2 protein-coding genes and 1 pseudogene are annotated in these 5,461 nt (G+C 45.1%); 1 reads left to right on the top strand and 2 read right to left on the bottom strand.

The genetic code is table 11. From position 1 onward, the window contains the following. Positions 1–77: 77 nt before the first annotated feature. A pseudogene (locus tag QUB24_RS32865) lies at positions 78–917 on the bottom strand (reverse transcriptase domain-containing protein); the annotation flags it as partial. A gap of 1,008 nt (positions 918–1,925) precedes the next feature. Here QUB24_RS32865 and QUB24_RS32860 point away from each other — a divergent pair. Next, positions 1,926–3,590: an NB-ARC domain-containing protein gene (locus tag QUB24_RS32860; protein WP_333157742.1), complete on the top strand. Its 1,665-nt coding sequence runs from the start codon at positions 1,926–1,928 to the stop codon at positions 3,588–3,590. A gap of 67 nt (positions 3,591–3,657) precedes the next feature. Here QUB24_RS32860 and QUB24_RS32855 read toward each other — a convergent pair whose 3' ends face one another. After that, positions 3,658–5,388 carry an NAD(P)H-quinone oxidoreductase subunit 4 gene (locus tag QUB24_RS32855; protein WP_333157743.1) on the bottom strand — a complete coding sequence of 577 codons (1,731 nt, stop codon included), beginning with the start codon at positions 5,386–5,388 and terminating at the stop codon, positions 3,658–3,660. Positions 5,389–5,461 lie beyond the last annotated feature (73 nt).

The raw sequence follows: 5,461 nt of genomic DNA, 5'->3' as shown, positions 1-5,461 counted from the left end.
GGAGATTGAGGATAGGTTTGGACACTAACCTAGAGAAGTCACCTCCTCACTCACAACATGCGACATCGTGTCGCGCTCACGAAGTCATCAGCGTAACGGATTAGGCTAAGGGCATAACGGTTATCCCGTTTGTATCCTTTTAGTGTTTCCGCGTACTGTTTTATTCTTTCTTCCATCCCATGTAGGGCAATGTTCGCAAGTAAGGGAGAAATTACCCCGCCTTGTGGAGTACCATCATTAGTAGGAAATAACTCATGTCCTACACAGTAACCTGCTTTGAGCCATACCTTCAATTGGCGGCTCATTGTGGGGTATGTGTGTATTTTGGAGAGTAACGTTCTATGGTCTATACGGTCAAAGCATTTGGCAATATCAGCATCTAGCACATATTTGGCTTTTTTACTAATACTGTCGAATATTGCTCCAATCGCATCGTGACAGGAACGCCCTGGTCGAAAACCGTATGAGTTTGGCTCGAATTTTGCCTCCCACTCAGGTTCTAGCGCTAGTTTAACTAACGCTTGCAGTGCGCGGTCGTTGATTGTGGGTATTCCTAATGGTCTTGTTTCCGTTGTTCCGGGTTTGGGAATATTAACCCTACGAGTGGGTTTTGCCTTGCCTTCCAACTTTAGCTTACCAACAAGGTTAATACGTTGCTTTGGGGTCAGCGATTTAACGCCATCCACACCAGCCGTATTTTTTCCTTTGTTATCTTGTGTTACCCTTCGTACCGCAATACATTTTGCAGACCAAGACCTAATCAGGGTCTTCTGAAGTTTGCGAACTGCTTTAACATCACCACGTTCACTCGCTTGGAATATTCGCTTTTGCAACTTAAAAGTCACCCTTTCTAGCTGGCGCCAGTTGATGTCTTTCCACTCCACCGTCTGATTGTTCAGCGTTTTAGATTTATTCATTGCTAGTTGTTTTATTCCTTTGGAATTACCGTGTATCTGTCAGCATATCTCTACCATTACAGTAGAGCCTTTCGCTTCTGATACAATCCCTCCCTTAATTACCGTTCGTTAGCTACTTACTGGTTATCGACCTTACCAGAGATAATCAAGGGTTACTTCGTTCCGAATACACATTGTTAGAGTCTTTAGCTGTGATGCTTTCCACCGGTTTTAATGGGCGGTGCTTATAAGTCGGAGTGTCAAACGCTTATGCCCTATCCTTGCCTTTTGGCTTGGTGTTAATCAGTCTTTACCGTATTTTTCAGCGGGTTTATCCTTGATTTAGCCATTACACCATTTACAATTACGATGGTTCAGACACATCTTTGCTTTCGCTACGCATGGACTCTTGCTCGACAATTACCAAATTTGGCTTTCAGTATTTTTATCTTTTATCCCCGCTTTAGCCTATTGGTTGCTACCCAATAAACTAGGGGATATGCTTTCACTCCTGCACTTGGAGGATAGGACTTGGGCAATACCCTCACCTATATGTGTAGTCAGTTATCACCAGTTTCATCAACTGGGTTAACCATCCCATAAGGGGTTTTTTAATCCCTATTTTAGGTTAAACGAATCGCACGACACCAGTTGTAGTGACTCCGCAACATATCTACCCAATTGGACATTTTTAAGTCTTGCGTTTGATTTTGGCGCAACTTGTACACATAGTTGGTTAACAAGTCTGAATATCCTTTTTTTAGCTATTCTTAAGGTACAAGGGAATTACTTGTTTAACTACATTTGTTACATATCTTTATTAGAAGATCTCAAGGGTTTATACTTTTGCCCACAAAAAGCCGTCCTAGAAGGACGGGGTTTTAAACCCATTTTTTTTGATAAATATCTAAAGCTGTCCAAACAACTAAAAGCAAGCTGAACTTTGGCAAATTCGATTCAAATGATCGCCCGCGAGAACTCACACAATATAATAGAAGATAGATTTTTAGTATAGACGAGATTCCTACCTTGACTACTCCGATTCCTCAAAACTTTGTGCAAACGATCGCCAAACAGCGCGGTGTCACAGATGCCGAGTTAGAAACTGTGTTTATGGCTCTCGACGGTCAATCTACAGCGACGATCGCCACCAAGCTTGGCATTAGCGATATCGCCGTTCGCAAAAGACTCGGCGAAGTTTACAAAAAGTTTCAGATCGGGGGGAACGGCCCTGGAAAGCTTTCGGAATTGAGGCATCAGTTGCTGTTTTCATACCACATCGATCAGGGAAGGAGCGATTTTAGTGGAGGTAAAGGCTCTCTATTGAAGATGGCCATCGGACACCGAGAGGAAGATTGGGGCCAAGCACCGGATGTTTCGGTTTTTTACGGACGGACTGAAGAATTAACTACTTTAAAGCAGTGGATTGTATCAGATAATTGTCGCCTGGTAGCGCTGCTGGGTTTGGCTGGTAGCGGCAAAACAACTCTGTCGGTGCAGTTGGCAAAACAGGTACAGAATGAGTTTGATTTTGTGATTTGGCGATCGCTGCGATCGACACCAGCACCATCCGACTTCCTAGGAAGCTTAATTCAACTTTTTTCTAATCAACAAAAACCCGATGTGCCGTTAGCGGATCCCGCCCCTACGGGGGCTACGCCAACGAAGAGGATCGACCTCAACAGCAAAATTTCGCGATTGGTAGAGTATCTGCGGAAACACCGCTGTCTGGTAATTTTAGATGATTTTGAAGCGGTTCTCAGACCCGAAGAATTAGCGGGACACTATCGCGAGGGCTACGAAGGATATCGAGATTTAATCGTGCGACTGTGTGAGGTCAATCACAATAGCTGTTTACTGCTAGTTAGTTCGGAAGAGCCTACGGAACTGGCTTTGCTGACGGGAGAAAAAGTGCGGTCTTTAAAACCTGCTATTTCCGAGGAAATAGCGCGGGAAATTTTCCACGAAAAAGGTTTGTCGCCTCAAGATCGAGAGTTGGAAATCTTGTTATCTCGGTACGGAGGCAATCTGTTAGCATTAAAGATTGTAGCGACAACAATTAAGGAGTTTTTTGAGGGGAATGTTTTAAAGCTTTTGGAAGCTACGGCTTTATTTATTGAAGAACATATCAGCAATTTGCTCGCGCAGCAGTTCGATCGAATGTCGAGTTCTGAACAAGAGATTGCCTACTGGATTGCTATTGCTCAAATCCCGATTTCCCTGGCGACTTTGCGAGAGCAGATGTTGGTCAATTCATCGCTTTCAGATTTGCTGAAAAATCTCGATTCTCTGGGTCGTCGCTCACTGATTGACAAAATTAGTGAGGGCGGGGAAACTGTTTTTATGCTTCAGCCTTTGATCGTGCAATATGTGACCGACAGATTAGTCGATCAGATTAGAGCGGAGGTTTTGGAGACGGTTAAGACCCAAGGAATAGAAAGAATGAGGCTGTTGAAAACTCACAAATTGAGCATCAACATTGCTAAACGGAAAGGGGATAAAGGCGAACCAAGTAGCTCTATTTTAGCATTAGTAAAAAATCGGTTGCAAGTGTTGTTTTTGAAGACGACAGGCTTTGAAGAACCGCTAAAGATATTGAAGAAAGTTGCCTCTGATCTCGATGATAAATCGATTCTTGAGGTGGGATATGCTAGGGAGAATCTGGCGCAGATTATTTCAGAAATTCAGCGCTAAGAAAAAAGCGATCGCCCTTTGACAAAAGCGATCGCCCAATTTTCAACAAAAACAGAATTCGGTAAAATTATTTGACAATGCCAAAAACCGATGCAGATTCAGACCCTGTAATTTTGTCCAAAGCAGGCGATTTCTGAGCTTGGGCAATTTTGGGAACCAAAAGTTGATTCGCATAAATCCGAGGATTTTGTTGAGCAATTTGGATGTAAGATTGGCGGACTTCTGCGTTGACTGCGACAGTCTTGGCATCGTATACTTGCATCGCCATGTTGGGATAAAAACCAATGCCGACAATCGGTATCAAAAAGCAAAATGCGATCGCCACTTCCCGAGGTTTAGCATCAATAAACGCTGCATCACCCGGCAAAACGCAACTATTACCAAAACAAACCGCTTCATCCAGATTGTTTCTCTGATTCTGCAAATTTAGATCCTCAAGGTCGCAAGCCGCTAGTCTCCCACAGTTGTAAAATAACTGTCGCAGCATCGAGAGCAAATAAATCGGCGTCAAAATCAGTCCCACTGCCGCCAGGAACACTGTGACCGCGCGGAAAGAAGCGCTGTACATATCGCTAGTTGCGACGCCCACAAACACGGACAATTCGCTAGCAAAACCGCTCATTCCGGGGAGTGCCAAAGATGCCATAGCGCCTGCGGTAAACAAAGCAAACACTTTCGGCATGACTTTCCCAATCTCGCCCATCTCGTCCATGATCATTGTATGGGTGCGATCGTAAGTAACGCCAGCCAGGAAAAACAATACTGAGGCGATTAAACCGTGGGAAATCATTTGCAACAGCGCCCCGTTGATTCCCAAATCCGTGAAGGAAGCAATACCCAACAATACAAATCCCATGTGAGAAATCGACGAATTCGCTAAGCGGCGCTTCATGTTCGATTGACCGAAGGAATTCAGCGCGCCGTAGATAATGTTGACCACGCCGAGCACCGCCATAATCGGTGCAAAGTAAACGTGTGCTTGGGGAAGAAGTTCCAAATTCAGGCGAATCAGTCCGTATCCGCCCATTTTCAGCAATACACCGGCCAGAATCATCGACACGGGAGAAGATGCTTCGCCGTGGGCATCAGGTAGCCAAGTGTGGAAGGGGAAAATCGCTAGTTTCACACCGAAGGCAATCAGCAATCCCGCATAAAGCAGTAATTCTAAACCCAGTGGATAGTCCTTCAAGCCTAGTTCTACCATGTCGAAGGTGGGGGTGCCTCCGCCGTAGAATGCCATTGCCAAGGCAGCTATCAAAATAAAGATGGAAGCGCCTGCGGTGTAAATCAAGAATTTGGTAGCTGCATAGCGACGGTTTTGTCCGCCCCAAATCGAGATTAACAGGTACACCGGAATTAGTTCTAGTTCCCAGACAATGAACAGCAGCATGATGTCTTGGGCGACGAAAACTCCTATTTGTGCGGAGTACATCACCAGCATCAGGAAGTAGAAGAGTCGTGGCTTGCGATCGACTTCCCAGGCTGCAAAGATTGATAGTGTCGTCACCAATCCCGCCAACAGTACCAACGGAACAGACAGTCCGTCAACGGAAACAGACCAGTTGAGGCCTAAAGAAGGTATCCAGGGATATTGCTCGACGATTTGGAAAGTAGAGATGCTTGGATCGTAATGAGTCCAAAACACCCAGCACATTAATACAAAATCTGCAATACCTACGCCTAGGGCATACCAGCGCACGGTTTTGCCGTCTGTATCGGGCAGAAAAGGGATGGCGAGGGAAGCTACCAGGGGTAGGATGACAATTGCGGTCAGCCAAGGAAATTGATCCGCTATCATAAAAAATACTCGGTAAGTGGGAAACTCAGTGGCTTCAGCCCTGAGAGGAAAACGACACGGCGATTTCAATCGC

The organism is Microcoleus sp. B9-D4, from assembly GCF_036705105.1.
Lineage (GTDB): Bacteria > Cyanobacteriota > Cyanobacteriia > Cyanobacteriales > Microcoleaceae > Microcoleus.
This window is presented reverse-complemented; position numbering and strand designations above follow the sequence as displayed.